The organism is Mycobacterium simiae, assembly GCF_010727605.1.
In the GTDB taxonomy this organism is placed as follows: domain Bacteria; phylum Actinomycetota; class Actinomycetes; order Mycobacteriales; family Mycobacteriaceae; genus Mycobacterium; species Mycobacterium simiae.
The window spans coordinates 4,253,379-4,271,599 of the sequence record NZ_AP022568.1; the positions used below are offsets into that span (position 1 = coordinate 4,253,379).

An 18,221-nucleotide genomic window follows, 5' to 3' on the forward strand; every position below is an offset into this window, starting at 1 on the left:
CGCCGCACAGTCGTTGCCGTATGCCTTACAGTTGATCCGTCAGTCGGCCGGTGGAGTCCTGGAGGCGTGGTTGCCTATGAGTGCTGTGGTCTCGATTCCGCGATATCCCGGCGATGTGACACCCGAATGGTTGTCCGCGGCGCTGAGCGAGCGCGGCCTGGTCGAAGTGTCCGACGTCGACGTGATGGCCATCGGTACCGGCCAAACCGGCGCGACCTACCGGGTGACGGCGCGGTACGCCACCAACCCCGGTGCGCTACCAGAGACTTTCGTGATCAAGTTGCCCGCTCAGGACGACACCGTGCGGGATCGCGTCGTCATCGGCTACCGCAGCGAATGCGCGTTCTACACCACGGTGGCCGACCGGGTCCGGGTTCCGACGCCGACGTGTTACTTCTGCCAGATCAGCGACGACGCGATGGAGTACTCGTTGCTGCTGGCCGACCAGGCGCCGGCGGTGCAGGGCGATCAGATCGCTGGGTGCGGCGAACAGGAGGCGCGGCTTTCGGTGGTGGCCCTGGCCGGGCTGCACGGGCCCAGTTGGTGCGATCCGGTCTGGCTGGACCTACCCGGCCTAGCGTTTCCCCGCCCGGATGAAGCTGCCGCCAAGGGGCTCGGCGATGTGGCAAAGATGAGCGCCGAGATCACCCTGGCCAAGTTGGGCGATCGAATGAATGCTGATGATCGCGAAACATTCACCACGACAATGGATTTGGTGACGCCCTGGCTGCTCACCGAACGGGACCGGTTTGCATTGCTGCACGGTGACTACCGACTGGACAACCTGCTGTTCGACCACGCGCACACCCGGGTGAGCGTGGTCGACTGGCAGACCCTCGGCGTCGGCCTTGCCGCACGGGATCTGGCGTATTTCACGGCGACGAGCCTGAATTCGGAACTGCGGCTGACGATCGAGAAAGACCTTGTCGACGACTACCACCGCGCGTTGCTGGGATATGGCGTCAGCGGCTACGACAGTGAAACGTGTTGGCGCGATTACCGTCTGGGCATGCCGCAGGCGCTGCTGATCTCCGCCCTCGGGTTCGCCTTCGCGGCCAGCACCGAACGCGGCGATGACATGGTGCTGGCCATGCTCAGTCGCGGCTGCCGGGCCGTCCGCGAGCTGGGCACGCTGGAACTGTTCGGCTGAGCCGGATTACCGGTTGAACCGTCCGGCCAGGTATTCCGCCCGGCACGCGTTGCGGGCCAGCTTGCCGCTAGTGGTGCGGGGGATCGTTCCCGCGGCAACGAGCCGGATGTCGGCCAGCCGAACCTGATGCTCGCGGGAGACGGCGGCCCGCACGGTTGCCGCGATCGCCTCGGGATCGGCGCGCCCGACCCCCGCCGCGCGTTCGGCAACGACGACCAGCTGCTCGACCGGGCCGCCGCTTTGCCCGTCCGACGGAACGGAGAATGCGGCGACGTAGCCGGACCGGATGGCGTTCGACGAGTTACTGACGGTGGTCTCGATGTCGTGCGGGTAGTGGTTGCGCCCATCGATGATGATGAGGTCTTTGATCCGTCCCGTCAGGTATAGCTCGCCGTCGATGTACACGCCGAGATCGCCGGTGGCCAGCCAGCAACAGTTGTCCGGGGCGTCCTCGGCGTGGCTGCCCACATCGAGCCGGGACTGCAGCTTGTTGGCGAATGTGCGTTGGGACTCTTCCTCGCGTCCGAAATAACCGCGAGCGATGTTATTGCCGTGCAACCAGATCTCGCCGACGGTGCCGTCGGGCACCTCACTCCCTTCCGGGCTGGCGATCACCGCCCAGAGGTCACGGAACGGGTGGCCGCAGGAGACGTACGCGACCGCGTTCTCGGCGTCCGGCTCGACGGTCACCGCATGGCCGGCGGCGAGTTGAACACGGTCGAGGTACACCCACCGCGCACCCTCATGAGGCGGTGTGCTGGCCACCCCCAACGTCGCCTCGGCCATCCCGTAGGAGGGCTTCACCGCGGTCGCGGGTAGGCCGTGGGGCTCGAATGCCTTGGTGAACTTCTCGATGGCTGCGATCGTCACCGGTTCGGAGCCGTTGAGGAGGCCGACGACATTGTGCAGGTCTATCGTGACGCCCGCCGGGGGGAGGCCCCGCTCGGCGGTCAACTCGAATGCGAAGTTGGGTGCGGCGGCAAACGTCGGGCCGTTGGCGGCCTCCGCGCTGAGTTCTTTGATCCAGCGGAACGGCCGGCGAACGAACGCCATGGGGTCCAGCAGCGTCAGGTATTCGCCGCCGCACAACGCCGGGAACATGATCATGATCAGTCCCATGTCGTGGTAGAGCGGCAACCAACTCACGCTGTGGGTATTGCGATGCAGATCACCCGCCAGGATCATCTGCAGGACATTGGTGCAGACAGCGCGATGGGTGACCTCCACGCCAGCCGGACTGCGCGTCGACCCCGACGTGTACTGCAGGTAGGCGATGTCGTCGGTGCCGATGGTGGGCTCGGTGAACATCGAGGCCAGCGAGGCCGGTATCGCGTCGACCGCGATCAATCGGGGCCGTCCGACCACCGGATGGGCGCGCAGCGATTCCCGCACGGACTCGGCCGCCGCAGTGGTCGTCAACACCACCGCGGGGCGGGCGTCGGCCAGCACCGCCGTGAGCCGCTCGGTGTGCCCGGCCAGGGTAGGGGCGAACAATGGCACCGCGATGTTGCCGGCGTGGACGGCGGCGAAGAACGACGCCACGTACTCCAAGCCCTGCGGGGCCAGGATCGCGACCCGGTCGCCGGGCTTGGCGACTTGTTGCAGCCGGGCACCGATCGAGCGCACCTGGGTCCACAGGTCGTTCCAGCTCAGCTCGAGGACGCGACCATCCTGGTCTTTCGCGTAGTCGATGAACCGGTAGGACGGGCGATCACCGAACGCCGCGCGGTTCTGATCGAAGAACGAGGTCAGCGTCAACCCGTCCGGCAAGACGATATTGCCGTTCGGGGATACATAATCGTTGATGTCAGCCGCTAGTGGCTTAACAGCATCTATCGACAATTGGGGCCGTCCCATGTTGAGAGAATAAGAGAGTTACTTAGTGTTTTGCTCCACCGGGTAGGTGTGTCGCCGAGCACGTTTGATTACGAAGTGATGTAGATCACATCACCGCCGCCGTGATGACCAGCGAATTTGGGCGTTGACGAGGGCAATGCGTCGCCCGTTGTCAGCGCGAAATTCGTTGCCGCAGCAGGCCGCTCGGCACGTCGGTGGGCTGCTCGCACGCCAACGCGGGTTTGCTTTAGCGCTACCTGCCGGCGGCGAGCCCGCTCGAGGGTAGTACCGCTGTATCAGTACTGGCTGGATCCCTGGTCGATGCGGATCTGCGCCGCGGTGACCTTGCGTGACTCATCGCTGGCCAGCCAGCACACGGTGTCGGCGATCTCTTCGGGCTCAGCGACCCAGTCCGGCAGAAACGGCGTGAGAACGTGCGCCAGCTGCGGGTTCGTTTCCATCGCCCGCGCCACCGCGGCGCCCATCTCGCCCGAGCCCATCGGGGTGTTCACTGGGCCGGGGTGCACGCTGTTGACCCGGATCGAGTGCTTCCCCAATTCCGCGGCGAACGCCCGGGCCAGGCCGGTGACCGCATGCTTGCTGGCGGTGTAGTGCACCATGAATGGCTGCTGTTTTACCCCGGCCGCCGAGCTGATCAGAATGATCGAGCCGCCGCGGCCGCCCTCGATGATCTTGTCCGCTCCGGCCATGACCGTGTTCCAGGTGCCCGTCACGTTGATGTCGAGGACATCGGCGAAGTCCTCCGGCGTGATCTCGTTCCAGGGCTGCGGCGCCGCGATGCCGGCGTTGGCCACGATGATGTCCAGTCGGCCCAGGGCGGCCACCGCGCCGTCGACGGCGTTGCGCAGTGCCGTGAGGTCGCGGGTGTCGGCAACTGAGGCGCGGATGCGGCGATTCGTGCTCTCGACTAGGCGGACGGTTTCGGCGAGGTCTTCCTCGGTGGCCGGGCTGTAGGGAACGCAGGACGGTAGCTTTGCGGCGATGTCGACCGCGATGATGTCGGCGCCCTCCTGCGCCAGGCGGACCGCATGCGCGCGCCCCTGGCCGCGCGCCGCCCCGGTGATGAAGGCGACTTTTCCCTCGAGCTTTCCTGGCATCAACGCTCCTTCGTGGTGGTGGCTCGGCCCTTGACGAGGTTCGCCCCGATGATCAGACGCTGAATCTCGCTGGTGCCCTCGTACAACCGCAGCAGCCGCACGTCGCGGTAAATGCGCTCCACGGCGACACCCCGCATATAACCGCTACCGCCGTGGATCTGGACCGCGAGATCGGCGACGTTGCCGGCCATTTCGGTGCAGAAGAGTTTGGCGGCCGACGGCGCGATGCGGCGATCCTCGCCCGTGACCCATTGGTGGGCGGCGTCGCGCACCAGCGCACGTCCGGCCATCACCCCGGTCTGCTGGTCGGCGAGCATCGCCTGGACCAGCTGGAAGCTCCCGATGGCGGCGCCGCCCTGGGTGGCGGTCGCGGCGTACGCGACGGATTCGTCGAGTGCGCGGGCGGCTAGGCCGACCGCGAGCGCGGCGATGTGTACCCGCCCGCGTGCCAGCGACGTCATCGCGGCCCGGTAGCCGACGTCTTCGCTGCCGCCGACCAGCGCCGCGGATCCGACGCGAACATCGGTGAAATTGACGTCGGCTGTCCAGGCGCCTTCCTGCCCCATCTTGGCGTCCTTGGCGCCTACTTGCACCCCGGCGGCGTCGGCGGGAACCAGGAAGACCGCGATGCCTGGACCTTGATCGTCGGCGGGACGGCTGCGCGCGAAGACCACGAACAGATCGGCGACGGGCGCGTTGGTGATGAAGCGCTTTTGTCCGTTGATCACCCAACCATCGTTCTCACGAACGGCTTTGGTGCGCAGACCGGCCGGGCTTGACCCGGCGCCGGGTTCGGTCAGCGCGAAGGAGGCGACGACGTCGCCCGACGCGATGGGCTGCAGCCACCGGGATTTCTGCTCGTCGGTGCCGAACCCGACCAGCACCTGTCCGGCGATGCCGTTGTTGGTGCCGAACATCGAACGGACCGCCAGCGACGTGTAGCCCAACTCCATCGCCAGCTCGACGTCTTGGCTTAGATTGAGCCCGAGGCCGCCCCATTCCTGGGGAATTGCGTAGCCGAACAGTCCCATTTTCTTGGCTTCGTCGCGCAGGTCGTCGGGGACCCGATCCTGCTCGAGGATTTCCTGCTCGCGCGGGACGACCGCAGTACGGACGAATCGCCGTGTCTGGGCGAGGATTTCGCGGAAATCTTCGTCCGACACTGCGGCGACGTCGGCGGTGGCCATCGACTGCACGCTCCTCTCCGGATTGGGGGCACCCCGGTCCAGAGCAGGATCCTATATCAAATACGATATTTGTTTCTGGGCCGGTGGCGACGAGAACAGTGAAGGATGGGTGGTCGAGGTGGCGTTGTTGGAAGGTCAGACCGCGGTGATCACCGGCGGTGGGCAGGGACTGGGGCTGGCCATCGCGGAACGCTTTGTCGCCGAGGGCGCGCGAGTGGTGCTCGGCGACGTCAACCTGGAGGCGACCCAGGCCGCGGCCAAGCAACTGGGCGGCGACGTGAAGGGTGACGGGGTGGCCGTCGCGGTCCGCTGTGATGTCACGCAGTCACCCGAGGTCGAATCCCTGATCCAGACCGCGGTCGACGAATTCGGCGGCCTCGACATCATGGTCAATAACGCCGGAATCACCCGCGATGCGACCATGCGCAAGATGACCGAGGAGCAGTTCGATCAGGTCATCAATGTGCATTTGAAGGGGACGTGGAATGGCACCCGGCTGGCCGCCGCGATCATGCGGGAGAACAAGCGGGGCGCGATCATCAACATGTCCTCGGTGTCGGGCAAGGTCGGCATGATCGGCCAGACGAACTATTCGGCGGCCAAGGCCGGCATTGTGGGCATGACCAAGGCTGCCGCCAAGGAACTGGCGTATCTGGGCATCCGGGTGAACGCGATTGCCCCCGGGCTGATCCGCTCCGCGATGACCGAGGCCATGCCACAACGCATTTGGGACTCGAAGGTCGCCGAGGTGCCGATGGGTCGCGCCGGTGAGCCCAGCGAGGTCGCCAGCGTGGCGCTGTTCTTGGCGTCGGACCTGTCGTCGTACATGACCGGCACGGTCCTGGAAATCACGGGCGGCCGCCACCTGTGACCGCAATGCGCGAAGTCGTGATCTGCGAACCCGTCCGCACGCCAATCGGCCGCTACGGCGGTATGTTCGCCGCGCTGAGCGCCGTCGACCTCGGCGTCACCGCGCTCAACGGACTGCTGCAGCGGACCGGGCTGGCGCCCGACGCCGTGCAGGACGTGATTTTGGGTCACTGCTATCCCAACAGCGACGCCCCGGCGATCGGACGCGTGGTGGCGTTGGATGCCGGATTGCCGGTGACCGTGCCCGGCATGCAGGTCGACCGGCGGTGTGGGTCCGGCTTACAGGCCGTCATCCAGGCCGGTCTGCAGGTGGGTAGCGGCGCCCACGACCTCGTGGTCGCGGGGGGCTGCGAAAGCATGAGCAACGTCGCCTTCTACTCCACCGACATGCGTTGGGGCGGCGCCCGCACGGGCGTTCGGGTGCATGACGGCCTGGCACGCGGACGCACCACCGCCGGCGGCCGCAACTACCCGGTTCCGGGTGGGATGCTCGAGACGGCCGAAAACCTGCGCCGCCAGTACGGCATCACCCGCCATGAACAGGACGAGTTGGCGGTGCGCTCGCATCAACGCGCCGTGGCCGCCCAAAAGGACGGTGTACTGGCCGAGGAAATCATTCCGGTCGCGGTGCCCACTCGCAGTGGGGAGGAAATCATCGACACCGATGAGCATCCGCGCGCCGAAACCTCGATGGAGTCGTTGGGAAAGCTCAAACCCGTTCTGCGCAAAGATGATCCGGAAGCCACGGTAACGGCCGGCAATGCCAGCGGGCAAAACGACGCTGCCTCCATGTGTGTGGTGACCACCCCTGACAAGGCCGCCGATGCCGGCCTGACCCCGCTGGTCCGGATGCTGTCGTGGGGGCTGGCGGGCACCGCACCCAACATCATGGGCATAGGCCCGGTGCCGGCAACTGAGGTCGCCCTGGCCAAGGCCGGTCTGCAGCTGTCGGACATCGACGTCATCGAGCTCAACGAAGCCTTCGCGGCCCAAGCACTCGCGGTGACCCGCGAGTGGAACTTCGGATCGTCCGATTTCGACCGGACCAACGTGCACGGCTCGGGAATCTCCCTGGGCCATCCGGTCGGCGCGACCGGCGGGCGCATGCTCGCCACCCTGGCGCGCGAACTGCACCGGCGCCAGGCGCGCTACGGGCTGGAGACCATGTGCATCGGCGGGGGCCAGGGGCTCGCCGCGGTTTTCGAGCGGGTCGCCTAGTCATGGGCCCGGGATTGCCGCTGGCCGGTCTCACCGTAGTCGAAGTGTCCAGTTTCGTCGCCGCCCCACTGTGCGGTTTGACGTTGAATCAGCTTGGCGCCCAGGTCATTCGGATCGATCCCATCGGCGGCGCCGCCGACGTGCAGCGCTGGCCACTGGCGCCGGACGGGACGTCGATCTACTGGACGGGGCTGAACAAGGGCAAGCGTTCGGCCACAATCGATCTGCGCTCGACGCAGGGCCAAAACCTGATCCAGCGGCTGATCGTTGAAGGTGATGGCATCGTCGTCACCAACGCCGCAGGGTTGTCGTGGCTGGGTCATGAACAACTCGCGGAAAAGCGGCCCGACGTCATCACCGTGCACCTGGTCGGCCGCGGCGACGGCTCCACCGGGGTGGACTACACCGTCAACGCCGGCGTGGGGTTCCCGCTCGTCACGGGGCCGTCCGACCATGCCGGCCCGATCAACCATGTGTTGCCGGCCTGGGACGTGTGCTGCGGGCTGTACGCCGCACTGTCCGTGGTCGCCGCGGTGCACCGCCGCGCGTGCGCCGGGGTGGGCGCACGCATCAGGCTGGCTCTGGAGGACGTCGCGCTGGCCACCGCCGGAAATCTGGGTCTACTGACCGAGCCTCAGGTGGCCGGCACCGAGCGGCAACGTTTGGGTAACGCTATCTACGGCCAGTACGGCCAGGATTTCACCACCCGCGACGGGGTGCGGTTCATGGTGGTCGCGTTGACCAACAGACACTTTCGCGACCTGGTCGAGGTGACGGGTACCGGTGCCGCGGTGTCGACGCTGGCGGATACGCTCGGCGTGGACTTTGCCACCGAGGGGGACCGGTACCGGTACCGCGACGTGCTTTCCGGCCTGTTCGCCGCGTGGTTCGCCGACCACACCGGCGACGAGGTCGTCGCGACATTGTCCCGCACCACCGTGCTGTTCGAGCGGTACCGCACCTTCGCCGAGGCCGCGACCGATCCCAAAGTGACGGCGAATCCGGTCTTTTCCGTGCTGAACCAACCGGGCGTCGGCCAATACCTGGCCCCCGGGCTGCCGGTGGCATTCGACGGCGTCCACGGCGCCAGCACTGCCGCCCCCGTCCTAGGACAGGACACCGCAGACGTCCTGATGCGGCAGCTGGGCTTGACACGCGAGGACATCGAACGCCTGGCGGCCGCCAAGACCATCGCCTGTTGAGCCCGCCACCACAGAAAGACGACCGATGACAAAGCTTGCGCAAACCCTCGGCTTGAGCGAATTCCAGACCGAGATCATCGCCACGGTGCGGCGATTCGTCGACAAGGAGGTCATACCGTACGCCGCCGAACTCGAGCGTGCGGACACCTATCCGCAGCAGATCGTCGACCAGATGCGCGAGATCGGCCTGTTCGGGTTGATGATCCCGCAGGAGTACGGGGGGCTGGGGGAGTCGCTGCTGACCTACGCGCTGTGCGTCGAGGAGCTGGCGCGGGGCTGGATGAGCGTGTCCGGCGTGCTCAACACGCACTTCATCGTCGCCTACATGCTGCGTCAGCACGGCACCGACGAGCAGAAGCAGCGTTTCCTGCCCCGCATGGCGGCCGGCGAGACCCGCGGGGCCTTCTCGATGTCGGAGCCCGAGTTGGGTTCCGACGTCGCCGCCATCCGTACCCGCGCCCGGCGCAACGACGACGGCACCTACACCATCGATGGTCAGAAGATGTGGCTGACCAATGGTGCCACCTCGACACTGGTCGCGGTGTTGGTGCGTACCGACGAGGGGTCGGACAAGCCGCACCGCAACCTCACCGCATTTCTCATCGAGAAGCCGGTCGGTTTCGGCGAAGTCGTTGCGGGCCTGCACATTCCGGGAAAAATCGACAAACTGGGCTACAAGGGAATCGAGACCACTGAGCTCATCTTCGACGGCTACCGGGCGGCCGCCCAAGACGTGCTCGGCGGCACCACGGGCCAGGGCTTCTTCCAGATGATGGACGGCATCGAGGTCGGCCGGGTGAACGTGTCGGCGCGCGCCTGCGGAGTCGGCCTTCGTGCCTTCGAGCTCGCGGTGCGCTACGCGCAACAGCGCCAGACCTTCGGTAAGCCGATCGCCGAGCATCAGGCCATCGCGTTCCAGCTGGCCGAGATGGCGACCAAAGTCGAAGCGGCACACCTGATGATGGTCAACGCGGCGCGGCTGAAGGACTCGGGGGAGCGCAACGACGTCGCCGCTGGCATGGCGAAATATCTGTGCAGCGAATACTGCACCGAGGTCACCCAGCAGAGCTTCCGCATCCACGGCGGCTACGGCTATTCCAAGGAATACGAGATCGAGCGGCTGATGCGGGACGCCCCGTTCCTGCTGATCGGCGAAGGAACCAGCGAAATCCAGAAGAACATCATCAGCAAGCGGCTGCTCGCCGAATATCAGGTGTGATGCGATGAGCGTTCCGGATTTCGCTGCACGACCCCAACTTTCCGAGGACGTCGCGCGGATCATCCGCGGCCGGATCTTCGACGGGGCCTACGGCGCGGGGTCCTATATCCGGCTCGACCAGTTGGCGGCGGAGTTGGGCATCAGCGTCACTCCGGTTCGCGAGGCTCTGTTCGCGTTGCGGGCCGAAGGCCTGATCGCCCAGCAGCCCCGGCGCGGGTTCGTGGTACTGCCGGTCACCGGACGAGACGTCACCGACGTCGCCAACGTCCAGGCGCATGTCGGTGGCGAGCTGGCGGCGCGGGCCGCGGTCAACATCACCCCCGAGCAGCTGCACCAGCTCAAAGACATTCAGGCCCAACTGGAGCGGGCCTATGCCGGGGATGACCACGAGCGCACGGTGCGGCTCAATCATGAGTTCCACCGAGCCATCAACGTCGCGGCGGATTCACCCAAGCTCGCCCAGCTGATGTCGCAGATCACCCGCTACGCACCGGAATCGGTATTCCCGACGATCCAGGGATGGCCGCGCCAATCGGTGCAAGACCATCGACGGATTCTCGACGCGCTCGAGATACACGACGACAAACTCGCCCGCGCCGCGATGTCGGAACACCTTGCCGCCGGGGCGGTGCCGTTGATCGATCACCTCCTCGCCCGCGGCGTGTTGGTCGGCGAGGACCACCGGCCTAGCTAGGGTCGGGCCTTGGCTGGCTGCCCTGGTCGCGAAACGTGTGCCGGTAACTCTGCGGCGACACCCCGGCCAGCCGGCGAAACTGCTCACCGAAATTCGCCGTCGACGCGAAACCCGCTCGGCGCGAGATACGTTCGATGCTGTCCGAGGTTGTCTCCAAAAGCTGCTGCGCATGCCTGATCCGGACGCTGTTGACCCATTGCGTGGGCGTTTGGCCGGTCTCGTGCTTGAACCTCCGATTGAGCGTCCGCTCGCTGCTGGACGCCTGGTGCGCGATGTCGCGCAACGTCAACGGCAGGTGCGCGTTGTGCTCGATCCATACCAGCAAGCCGTCGAGTTCGGTGTGCGAGATGCGGCGGTTGCGAATGATGAATTGTGCTTGGCCACCGCGGCGGTGCAGCGGCGTGACGGCCAGGCGGGCGGCGTCCGCGGCGGCGGCCGAACCGTAGTCGCGGGCGACCAAATGCAGGCACAGGTCAAGCCCGGCGGACGCGCCGGCCGAGGTGAGGAGCTGGCCTTCGTCGACGTAGAGCGCGTCGGCGTCGACCTGGACGGCTGGGTAGGTCGCCGCCAATAGGCCGCGGGTGTGCACCCGGTCGCGGCCCGTGTCGTCGACGACGGAGACCTGGTGACGGCCGGCGGGGTGACGTCGGGTCTGGACCTGGCCCTGCATCTGCTCGACCGTTTCTATGGTCCACGCATCGCCCACGCCGTGGAACAACTCTTCGAATACGAGCGGCGCGGCACGGTGTGGCGGCCGGTGGGCCGAGAACCCGCGGAGGTTTGACCGTGAGCATCCAAGGCGATTGGGATGTGACGATCAAGACCCCGATCGGCACGCTGGCCGTGCGCTACACCTTCACCGAGTCGGACGCCGGGCTTGCGGGCGCCGCGACCTACAAGGACGAAACGGTTGCGCTGCAGGACTTTACGAGCGAGCCGGCGCAGGGCGGCACCCGGCTGCGCTGGCGCCAGGCGGTGACCGAGCCAATGCGGCTGAATCTGGCATTCGATGTGCTGGTCAACGATGACGTCATGAGCGGACATTCGCGTGCCGGTCGGCTACCACGGTCGGCGGTATCCGGCGCTCGTCGGTAGGCATCTTTGTCCCTTGTAGCAAAGCCCTCCCCAGGCCTACGCTGCGATCAGATCGGGCAACGAATGGAGAAAAGATGCCTGCGACGACTCGCGCGGTGGCCGGATTCGTTGCATGCCTGACGGCGATCGCGTTCGCGGCGCCGACGCATGCCGACCCACTCGACCCGATACCCGGCAACGGGGTCTTCGTCGTCGGACCCGATATCGCACCGGGCCTGTACCACACGGGCGGGTCGGGCTCGGCCTTCGGAGTATGGATCAACAACGTGCCTACTCAAGACTCCATGTGCTCGTGGTTCACCTACAGCACGTCCGATGCGAACAAGGACCACGTCCTGCAGACGAACACCTCCATCGGCCCGATGTTCGCGAACATCAACACTTCGGTAAAGGCATTCGAGTCACTGAACTGTCAGCCCTGGACTCGGGTCCCCTGAGGTCGGCCGGCCCTCCCGCGAGTCGGCCAACATCTCGCGCAGTCGGCGGACGTCGACCTTACCGGTAGCGCCGCGCGGCACGTCCTCGTCGGAATGCAGCACCAGCCATACCGCCGGAACCTTGAAGGCACTCACCAGCGTCTTCGCGCGGTCGCGCAGCCGCGCAGCGGTCAACTCCCGGCACACCACCGCCGCCCCCACCCGATTGCCACCGCTATCAGGCACATTGGTGACGAAGGCGAACTCGACGCCGTCGATCGTGCGCAGTGCGCGCTCCACCTCGCTGGGATAAACGGTCGCCCCGCTGACCTTGAACATGTCGTCGGTTCGTCCGTGGTAGAACAGGAACCCGTCGTCGTCGAGGTGACCGAGGTCCCCGGTCGGATAGAACCCGTCGGCAGTGAACAGCTCCTCGCGCCGGCGGCCGCAGATGCCGCGCAACGTGTGTGGCCCGCGGATCTGTATTTCGCCGGTCGTTCCCGCCGCGACGGGTTGGCCGCTGTCGGGGTCGACGATGCGGATCTTCATGCCGGGGAACGGTTTTCCGCAGCTGCCCCACGCCGTCGGTGGCAGGTCGGTATCGGCGGGGTAGCCGCAGTACGGTCCGAACGCCTCGGTCATGCCGAATAGCGTGGCCCGCGCCCCGGGCCGGGCTCGCTGCTGCCGCGGCAGTAGCGCCTCCAGGCTGCCCGGCCGCAGTGCCGAAAGGTCGGCGCCGAAAGAACCGGCGTGCCGGGCCAGCGCCTCGGCCTGATCGGGCCAACCCCGAAACAGGGTGACCCGCTCGCGCTCCAGCAGTCGCAGCGTGGTCTGCGGAGCGGGAATTTCCTCGGTGACAAGGGTGGCACCGGCGACCAGCGCCGACAGTATTCCGCTGCCGAAGCCGCCCACCCAGAAGAACGGCATTGGCAGGTACAGGCGGGTGTCGGAGGTGATACACCGCGCGGCCAGGCCGGACTGGACGGCGCCCAACGCGCTGCCGTGTGAATGCACGACGCCCTTGGGCGCTGCGCTGCTGCCCGAGGTGAACATGATGACGAGCGGGTCGGCGGCGGTAACCGTGCCGGTCATGGCATCGGCAATCCGTCGGGCCCGGCCGCCGGCGGCGGCTCGGTCCAGCTGCCTGACCGACCAAACTTGCTGCAGTGCTGGAAGTTCGGACCGAGCCCGCGCCACGTCGTCCAGGTAGTGATGGCCGCGGAACTCCTCGACGGCCACCAAGAACTGCACGGCCGCTACCCGCAGTTGCGCGGCGAGTTCGCCCGCTTGCAGCAGCGTGCTCAACGGCACCAGGACGGCGCCGACGCGCGTCAGCGCCAGCGCGACCCGCACCCAGCGCACACTGTTCGGCATGATCAATCCCACCCGAGTGCCCTTGCCCACGCCGGCTTCGAGGAAGGCGGCGGCCAATTCGCGGGTGGTGTGCTCGAGCTCGCCATAACCGATTCGCGACGCCGGATCGATCACCATCGGTGTGTCCGGGTCGTGGTCGGCGCGAAATCTCAGCCACTGGTCGATGGTGCTAGGCATCGAAGAGTTCCCTCAGCCGCCGAGTGTCGACCTTGCCGCTGGACCGCAGCGGTACGTCGGCACGGGATATGGTGACGAACCGCCGGGGGACTTTGTAGGCCGATAGCTCGGATTTGAGTCGCTCGCGCAGGACCGCCTCGTCCCACGCCGCAGCTCCGTCGCGCCGCACCAGCACCGCCGCGACAAGTTGGCCGCGACGTGCGTCGGGAAGGCCGATCACATACGCGGGTTCGCCGGTGATCCTGTTGATCACCTGCTCGACCTCCGGCGCCGACACGTTGGCGCCCGCCGTCTTGATCGTCGCGCTGCGCCGCCCGACGAAGTAGACGAATCCGTCGCCGTCGACGCGGACCAAATCTCCGGTGTGAAACCAGCCGTCGGCATCGAAGCACTCCTCGCGGGAACGTTTGTAGTAGCCCTGCATCAGGTAGGGCCCGCGGATGCACAGCTCGCCGACCGCACCGACGCCCACGGGTTGGCCCACATCGGGGTCGATCAGCATCGTCTCGAATCCGGGTGCCGGCTTGCCGAATGAGCCTCGCCGCGTTTCGGGTTGGTCGGATTCGTCCGAGTCGATCAGCAGCACACTGCCGGCCTCGGTCATCCCGAGCATGCTGTGTCGCAGCTCGGGATCGGCGGGCCGGTGCTCCGGGGCCATGATCGGGTAGAGATTGCCGCGCCGCAGTGAGGAAAAGTCACGCGTGGCGTAGCTGGGGTGTTCGGTCAGGTGCGCGATCCCGGCCGCGAATCCATTTGTGATTGTCGGCTTTTCGGCTTCGATCAGGTCCAGCGTTGCTCCGGCACCGTCGGTGTCGGCACCGGCGTTGGAACACACCAACGTCGATCCGGCGACCAGCGTGGCGAGCAACCCGAACGCGAAGCCGCCGATCCAGAAGAAGGGCGAATTGCAGAACAGCTTGTCGGCAGCGGTCAGACCGCGCAGCCCGTTCAGATTGCGCTGATGTTCGATCAGCGCGGCATGCGTGTGTACCACACCCTTCGGGGTGCTCGTCGACCCCGAGGTGTAGATGATCGCCAGCACATCGGCGTCGTGGACGTCCGCTTCCATCGCCTGCAACCGCTCGGGCGCCACGGCCGGCGCGGACCGCCGCAGCGCCTCGAGTGAGAACACGACGCGCCGCAGGTTTGGCACGGTGGCACAGAACAGTCGTTGTCCGGAATCGACATCGACCTGCTGGAGGATCTCGGATAGTCGCCGCACGTAGTCGTGCGAGCGAAAAGACGGTGCCGTCAACAGGATCTCGACATCGCTGTCGACCAACTGCTCGCCCAGTTCGCGAGCGGTGGCGAAGGTGGAAAACGGGATCACCACGGCTCCGATGCGCGCGGCGGCCAGCATCGCCACGACGAAATCGGAGCCATTGGGGTAGAGCAGTCCGACGTGGGTGCCCTTGCCCGCACCCAGATCGATCAGTCCGCGGGCGAGTTCGGCCGACCGCGAGTCCGCCTCGGCATAGCAGATGCGGTCGGCGTCGCACACCAGCAGTCGATGCTTGCCGCGCGAGCCTGCCTGACGGCGCAGGATCTCGCCCGCGGTTGACTCACCGGGCATGATCGTGCTGCGCTGTGGATTCTTCGAAAAAGCGCCGGATCTCCCCGAGGTCGGCCTTGCCGGAGGGGGTTCGTGGTATCGCGTCGACGATCGCGATATGATCCGGAATCTCGTAGCGGGCCAGTCGTTTTCGTAGATGCTTAACCAAGTCGTCGGTATCGGTGGGCGTTCGCAGCTCCACGATGGCGACTGGTGTCTCACCGAGGCGTGCGTCGGGTCGCCCGATCACCGCCGCGGCGGCCACCGCGGGATGGTCTTCTAACGCGACCCGAACGTCGTCGGGCATGACCTTGAACCCGCCGCGGATGATCGCCTGATCGGCTCGCCCGAGTACCCACAGGTAGCCGTCGGCGTCGATGCGCGCCAGGTCCGTGGTGCGCATCCATGGCGCGTTGCGCCCCAGCTGCGCCGGCTTGACCTCCAGCAGCCCGACCAGGTCCGGCCCGAGCGGCGCGCCGGTGTCGTCCACCACCCGCAATTGCGCGCCGGGGTTCGCCCGCCCGACGCTTCCGCGTTTGGCGGTCCAATGCCGTTGGTAGTCAGCCAGCGTCCAGCCCGCCACGCCGCCGCCGAATTCGGTTGCGGCGTAGGAGGTGAGGACGGGAATGCCGAATTTTTCGGTGAAGGCGTCGGCATCGTCGGCCGAGAGCGGGGCGGTGCCGCAGGTGACGGCGCGGATGCCATCGAGGTCCGCCCGCGACAGGTCGGAGTGCAGCACCGTCCGTAGTGCGGCCGGCACCAGCGAGACCGCGCGCGGTCGATGCTTACGTACCGCCTCGGCCCAGGGGCCGAGCTCGAAGCGTTCCAGCAGAACAAAGGGTCTCGCTTCGGCGATGCATTGCAACACCCGAAACACGCCGCCGATGTGCACCAGCGGTGAATTCACGATCGCGACCGTGCGTCGCAGCTGGGTGGGCGGTGGTGCCTGATCAGCATCCAGTCCCAGGACGCTGCGCGCGAGCATGTCGTAGCTGAGGTCAATTCGCTTGGGTGGGCCGGTCGTTCCGCTGGTCAGCATTCGCACCGCGACCGCGCTGGACACCGCCGGGGCGTCGCCGTATCGCACCGGCCCGCCGGGATCATCCAGACCTGTCGAGATCGGCGCGGTCGGCGTATCCGCACCCACCAGCGCAGCCAGGTCGTCGGGCTCGCCCACGACCAGCGGCAGTCGCAGCGCGTCGATATCGGCACGGGTGCGTTCGTCTCCCCGGGATGGATTGATGGTGACGACGGTCCCGCCGCCGAGCAGCACACCCAAGAAGGCCGCCACCTGCCCGGGGCGATTGCGCAGCAGCATTCCAATGCGCGGATCGCCGCGATGCTCGGCGGTCAAGGATGCCATCCGCCGTGCGGCGTCGCCGATCCGGGCCCAGGGGAGCCATCGGCCGTCGTATTCGATCGCTGGCGCGTCGGGCTGCAGATTCACTACGTCGGCGATGCGTCGGCTCAGCGGATGCGCGGTCATCAGCGGATCTTTGGTTCGCTTCGTGGCCCGCTAAAACCGTTGCCGTACGGGTCCTGGCGCGCCGCCAGCTCTGCGGTGCCCACCGGGTTGCCCAGCCGGGTATAGATCAGGTTCTGTTCCATCGCGGCACGGTACGGCTTGTCCAGCGATTCCCAGATCGCCTTCACCGTGCCCTGAGTCGCCGACGGCGGCTTGGCAGCGATCGTCGCGGCGATCTCACGGGCACGATCCCACAGCCGGTCGGGCGCCACCACCTCGGTGACCAGCCCGATCCGCAACGCGGTGTCGGCGCTGACCCGCTCGTCGTTGCCCATCAGGGCAATCCGCAAGGTCTCACCCAGGCCGACCCGCCGCATCAGGCCGATCGGTTCCAGCGCGCAGACCAGGCCGGCCGACACATGCGAGTCGAAAAATGTTGCGTCCGTGGAGCAAATAGCCACATCGGATTCGTTGACGAAGTAGAAGGCGCCCGCGGTGCACATCCCTTGGACGGCGCACACCACCGGTTTCCACACCTTTTGCCACTTGGGGCTGAGCAACTCCCCGGGATCCTCGTGGTTCCAGACGTTGTCGGGCTGGCCGTAGGCCGCCTTGATGTCCAGCCCCGAGCTGAAGGCGCGGTCGCCCGCCGCCCGCAGCACCACCGCGTGCACCGAATCGTCGAGTTTGACAATGCGCCAGGCCTCGCGCATCTCGGTGCACATCGTGCGATCGAACGCGTTCAGCCGCTCGGGCCGATTCAGCGTAATGGTCGCGACGTGGTCGGTCGTGTCCACGTCGAGCAGGATGGTGTCGAACTGCGGGGTACTCATCGGCATTGCCAATTCGGTTTGCGTTTTTCCACAAAGGCTTTCGGGCCTTCGGCCGCGTCTTCGGTGCGTAGTACCCGCTCGCGGAAGGTTTCCGCGAGCATCTCCGCCTCATGCAACGGGACGTTCAGGCCCTTGAGAATCGCCAGCCGGGTTCCCCGGACGGCAAGCGGTGCATTGGAATTGACGATATCGGCGATCTCCCGAGCCCGGTCCATCAGCCGATCATGCTCGACCACCTCGCTGATCAATCCGAGCTCGTAGGCGCGGGCGGCACTCATCCGCTCATGCTTGCCCATCAACGCCATGCGCAGTGCGATCGAGCGGGGCAGCACCCGCGATATGCGTACCAGTTCGCGGCCCGCCACCAGTCCGATGCTGACGTGCGGGTCGAAAAACGTCGCCTGCTCGGATGCGATCACGATGTCGGTCGTCGTCACCCAATCCATCCCGGCGCCACAACAGATGCCGTTCACCGCGGTCAGCACCGGCTTGGCGGAGCTGCGAAATGGTGGGGTGCCCTCCTGCGGGGCCTCCCATTGGTCGTACGTCGACAGGTACGGCCGTTCGTAGATCACCTTGCCGTCCTCGGGAATCTCCTTGACGTCGGCGCCGGTGCAGAACGCGCGGCCGGTACCCGTGACGATCGTCAGCCAAACCCGATCGTCGTTCTCTGCCTCGTGGTAGGCCGCCCGCAATTCGGTGATCATGTGCGGGCTCAGCGCGTTGAGCGCCTCAGGCCGGTTCAGGGTGACGGTGGCGGTGTGTCCGTCGACCTCGTAGCTGATGGTGTCGAACGAGTCAACCGGCATCCGTGC

At 66.5% G+C, this 18,221-nt stretch carries 16 protein-coding genes and 2 pseudogenes; 9 read left to right on the forward strand and 9 right to left on the reverse strand.

Going from position 1 to position 18,221, the window contains the following annotated elements; all coding sequences use genetic code 11:
* Positions 1-76 precede the first annotated feature (76 nt).
* Positions 77-1,150, forward strand: a complete 1,074-nt coding sequence (locus G6N33_RS19945) for a phosphotransferase family protein (RefSeq protein ID WP_044507288.1) — start codon at positions 77-79, stop codon at positions 1,148-1,150.
* A 6-nt stretch (positions 1,151-1,156) separates the two neighbouring features.
* Here the strand turns inward: G6N33_RS19945 and G6N33_RS19950 are convergent, their stop codons facing one another.
* From G6N33_RS19950 to G6N33_RS19960, 3 genes are all read right to left on the reverse strand, one after another.
* Complete coding sequence (locus G6N33_RS19950; protein ID WP_044507286.1) at positions 1,157-3,007, reverse strand: fatty acyl-AMP ligase; 1,851 nt, start codon at positions 3,005-3,007, stop codon at positions 1,157-1,159.
* 275 nt (positions 3,008-3,282) lie between these two features.
* A complete protein-coding gene (locus tag G6N33_RS19955) occupies positions 3,283-4,104 on the reverse strand; it encodes a mycofactocin-coupled SDR family oxidoreductase (RefSeq protein WP_044507284.1) in 822 nt (273 codons plus the stop codon).
* Positions 4,104-5,291 (reverse strand): acyl-CoA dehydrogenase family protein, encoded by a 1,188-nt coding sequence (locus G6N33_RS19960; RefSeq protein ID WP_044507283.1) that lies wholly within the window; start codon positions 5,289-5,291, stop codon positions 4,104-4,106. The genes G6N33_RS19955 and G6N33_RS19960 overlap by 1 nt, the downstream gene beginning before the upstream one ends.
* A 109-nt stretch (positions 5,292-5,400) precedes the next feature.
* Between G6N33_RS19960 and fabG the strand changes: the two genes are divergently transcribed.
* Genes fabG through G6N33_RS19985 form a run of 5 tightly spaced genes read left to right on the forward strand, consistent with a single transcriptional unit; the run spans position 5,401 to position 10,494 of the window.
* Complete coding sequence (gene fabG / locus G6N33_RS19965) at positions 5,401-6,162, forward strand: 3-oxoacyl-ACP reductase FabG (RefSeq protein ID WP_044507282.1); 762 nt, start codon at positions 5,401-5,403, stop codon at positions 6,160-6,162.
* Positions 6,159-7,379, forward strand: coding sequence for an acetyl-CoA C-acetyltransferase (locus G6N33_RS19970; protein ID WP_044507280.1), 1,221 nt, complete (start codon positions 6,159-6,161; stop codon positions 7,377-7,379). Before fabG ends, G6N33_RS19970 begins: the two co-directional genes overlap by 4 nt.
* A 2-nt stretch (positions 7,380-7,381) precedes the next feature.
* Complete coding sequence (locus G6N33_RS19975; RefSeq protein WP_044507279.1) at positions 7,382-8,581, forward strand: CoA transferase; 1,200 nt, start codon at positions 7,382-7,384, stop codon at positions 8,579-8,581.
* 25 nt (positions 8,582-8,606) lie between these two features.
* The gene (locus G6N33_RS19980; protein ID WP_044507278.1) at positions 8,607-9,800 is read left to right on the forward strand and encodes an acyl-CoA dehydrogenase family protein; all 1,194 of its coding nucleotides are present in this window, start codon (positions 8,607-8,609) and stop codon (positions 9,798-9,800) included.
* Positions 9,801-9,804: 4 nt separating this feature from the next.
* Positions 9,805-10,494 (forward strand): GntR family transcriptional regulator, encoded by a 690-nt coding sequence (locus G6N33_RS19985; protein WP_044507276.1) that lies wholly within the window; start codon positions 9,805-9,807, stop codon positions 10,492-10,494.
* On the opposite strand, the pseudogene G6N33_RS19990 reads toward G6N33_RS19985, so the two are convergent.
* A pseudogene (locus G6N33_RS19990) lies at positions 10,487-11,068 on the reverse strand (GlxA family transcriptional regulator); the annotation flags it as partial. The gene G6N33_RS19985 and the pseudogene G6N33_RS19990 overlap by 8 nt on opposite strands.
* On the opposite strand from G6N33_RS19990, the pseudogene G6N33_RS19995 reads away from it, so the two are divergent.
* The 3 genes and pseudogenes from G6N33_RS19995 to G6N33_RS20005 all read left to right on the forward strand — a co-directional run.
* Positions 11,069-11,278: pseudogene (locus G6N33_RS19995) on the forward strand (DJ-1/PfpI family protein); the annotation flags it as partial.
* Between the two features lie 2 nt (positions 11,279-11,280).
* Entirely contained in the window at positions 11,281-11,589 is a 309-nt protein-coding gene (locus G6N33_RS20000) for a hypothetical protein (RefSeq protein WP_044507273.1), read from the forward strand.
* Positions 11,590-11,663: 74 nt separating this feature from the next.
* Complete coding sequence (locus G6N33_RS20005) at positions 11,664-12,026, forward strand: hypothetical protein (protein WP_044507271.1); 363 nt, start codon at positions 11,664-11,666, stop codon at positions 12,024-12,026.
* On the opposite strand, the gene G6N33_RS20010 is transcribed toward G6N33_RS20005, so the two are convergent.
* The 5 genes from G6N33_RS20010 to G6N33_RS20030 are packed head-to-tail and all read right to left on the reverse strand — an operon-like array spanning position 11,991 to position 18,215.
* On the reverse strand, positions 11,991-13,556 hold the full coding sequence (locus tag G6N33_RS20010) for a class I adenylate-forming enzyme family protein (protein WP_044507269.1): 1,566 nt from the start codon (positions 13,554-13,556) through the stop codon (positions 11,991-11,993). The genes G6N33_RS20005 and G6N33_RS20010 overlap by 36 nt on opposite strands.
* Positions 13,549-15,129, reverse strand: a complete 1,581-nt coding sequence (locus G6N33_RS20015) for a class I adenylate-forming enzyme family protein (protein ID WP_101528552.1) — start codon at positions 15,127-15,129, stop codon at positions 13,549-13,551. The genes G6N33_RS20010 and G6N33_RS20015 overlap by 8 nt, the downstream gene beginning before the upstream one ends.
* On the reverse strand, positions 15,119-16,594 hold the full coding sequence (locus tag G6N33_RS20020) for a class I adenylate-forming enzyme family protein (protein ID WP_044507267.1): 1,476 nt from the start codon (positions 16,592-16,594) through the stop codon (positions 15,119-15,121). Before G6N33_RS20020 ends, G6N33_RS20015 begins: the two co-directional genes overlap by 11 nt.
* On the reverse strand, positions 16,594-17,412 hold the full coding sequence (locus G6N33_RS20025) for an enoyl-CoA hydratase/isomerase family protein (protein WP_044507266.1): 819 nt from the start codon (positions 17,410-17,412) through the stop codon (positions 16,594-16,596). The genes G6N33_RS20020 and G6N33_RS20025 overlap by 1 nt, the downstream gene beginning before the upstream one ends.
* Positions 17,403-18,215, reverse strand: a complete 813-nt coding sequence (locus tag G6N33_RS20030; RefSeq protein ID WP_044507264.1) for an enoyl-CoA hydratase/isomerase family protein — start codon at positions 18,213-18,215, stop codon at positions 17,403-17,405. Before G6N33_RS20030 ends, G6N33_RS20025 begins: the two co-directional genes overlap by 10 nt.
* Positions 18,216-18,221 lie beyond the last annotated feature (6 nt).